The sequence below is a fragment of the Dolichospermum sp. UHCC 0352 genome, from assembly GCF_009711925.1.
GTDB classification, from domain to species: domain Bacteria; phylum Cyanobacteriota; class Cyanobacteriia; order Cyanobacteriales; family Nostocaceae; genus Dolichospermum; species Dolichospermum lemmermannii.
Genome location: NZ_VIKY01000042.1, coordinates 1510 through 3401 on the forward strand (window position 1 = coordinate 1510; position 1892 = coordinate 3401).

Consider the following 1892-nt stretch of genomic DNA (forward strand, 5'->3'; position numbering starts at 1 on the left):
CTACAATCTTGCTCTTGAGATGTCTATTCAGCAGTACCAGAAACTTTATTTGAGAACTTGCATACCAGGGGGACAAGTTGTAGCATTATTTGGTGCACCGAACGAACCAGTTGCGGCTTGGACATTATCTGATTGACAAATGATACTCGGAGCATCACCAGCAGCTGCGATAAATATACCACCGCTATAGCCTTTGAGAGAATTCGTATCGATAGCAGAAGCTACAATAGTGGCCACTGAACCATTATTAGGATTAGCAGCTACAGTATAGGTATAGTTAGAAGTGCTTGAGGCGGTTAGTCCAATACCGAGAGAGGTAACAGCGGTAGCAAATACGCCTTCTTCTATCCGTTTGGTTTGTTGCGCCTTGTTGATTGAACTAACGGTGGTTTTTGCTTCCGTTTGTTTAGCTTTTGCTGCTTGGTTGATGAAAGAAGGTAGAGCAATAGCGGATAGAATACCGATGATGATAATAACAACTAACAGTTCAATAAGGGTGAAACCTTCGCTATCTTTCTTCTTGCTGAGGATTTGTTGGATGAATTTGGCTTTTAATTCGGTTTTCATGGTATTTTTCCTTGATTTGGACTATTGTTCGTTTCTTGATGGAAATAACTTACCCCATTCCGATCAATTTCATATCACTTCCAGGAAAAAACTTTTTTCCCATCTGTTCAACTGTTCTAACTGGGGGGTTAAAAATAGGCTAAAATCCTTATATAGACGTACTTTCACTATCTAGAGGCTGAAAATAGACATGGCTACTATCCCTCGTTCCCTGGCTCTGTCGGGGAATAGACTCCAAAAAGCTGTGGCTCTACTATACTTGATTCGAGGCAGAGCCTCACATCTACATTCCCAGTCAGAGACTGGGAACGAGTTGAATATACCCAGTTCTGAATTTCCCCATGACGATTATAAAAAAGCAATTACCAAATTTCTGGAAATTTACGAAAAATCCGAGCCTATCCCAGCGATTAATGCTAATTGGGATAGGTATGACCCTATTTTTCATCTTCTTAGCCTTTTTTGCTCCTGTTTTCCAAAGTTGGGGATGGTTGCAAAACCCCAGAGAGTTTCTCTCTAACCCTATTCATGAACCACCTTCGGCTAAACATTGGTTTGGAACGAGCCGTTTGGGTTATGATGTCTTTTCTCGCAGTGTGTTTGGTGTACAAGCCGCGCTGCAAGTTGTGACTTTAGCGACATCTTTGAGCATGATCATCGGTGTACCTTTGGGCATGGTTAGCGGTTATTTGGGGGGAAAATTAGATAAAGCCCTATTATTTCTTATGGATAGTATTTATACTTTGCCAGGTTTACTACTGTCAGTAACATTGGCTTTTGTCGTGGGACGAGGAATCTTAAATGCAGCGATCGCTATTAGTATAGCTTACGTTCCCCAATATTATCGCGTTGTCCGTAACCACACTGTCAGCGTCAAAACTGAAGTATATATAGAAGCTGCACAAGCAATGGGTGCTTCTACCTGGGTTGTCCTATCAAGGTATCTATTTTTCAATGTTATTCAAAGCGTCCCCGTCCTCTTTACCCTCAACGCCGCAGATGCCATCTTAGTTTTAGGCGGGTTAGGATTTTTAGGGTTAGGATTACCCGAAGACGTGCCAGAATGGGGATATGATTTAAAACAAGCTCTAGAAGCACTACCTACAGGCATTTGGTGGACTACCCTGTTTCCTGGTTTAGCAATGACAACTTTGGTGGTAGGGTTATCACTACTTGGTGAGGGGTTGAATGAATTTGTCAATCCTCGTCTAAGAAGAGAAAATGGGTAATTGGTAATTGGTCATTGGTCATTGGTCATTGGTCATTGGAAAAAATAACTAATTATTTATCACAACCAACAACTGTACGGGCGAAGCATTTGGAGA

General features: G+C 41.6%; 2 protein-coding genes. One reads left to right on the forward strand and one right to left on the reverse strand.

All coding sequences use genetic code 11. The annotated features are described in order from the left end of the window. Positions 1 to 45: 45 nt before the first annotated feature. On the reverse strand, positions 46 to 567 hold the full coding sequence (locus FJR06_RS24185) for a type IV pilin-like G/H family protein (RefSeq protein WP_168650670.1): 522 nt from the start codon (positions 565 to 567) through the stop codon (positions 46 to 48). A 341-nt stretch (positions 568 to 908) separates the two neighbouring features. Here FJR06_RS24185 and FJR06_RS02780 point away from each other — a divergent pair, with 341 nt between their 5' ends. Beyond that, on the forward strand, positions 909 to 1796 hold the full coding sequence (locus FJR06_RS02780) for an ABC transporter permease (protein ID WP_168650672.1): 888 nt from the start codon (positions 909 to 911) through the stop codon (positions 1794 to 1796). Positions 1797 to 1892: the final 96 nt, after the last annotated feature.

Excerpts from the sequence above, each read along its gene's own strand:
- FJR06_RS02780 (WP_168650672.1), top strand. The coding sequence starts at position 909 with ATGACGATTATAAAAAAGCAATTACCAAATTTCTGGAAATTTACGAAA.
- FJR06_RS24185 (WP_168650670.1), bottom strand. The coding sequence starts at position 567 with ATGAAAACCGAATTAAAAGCCAAATTCATCCAACAAATCCTCAGCAAG.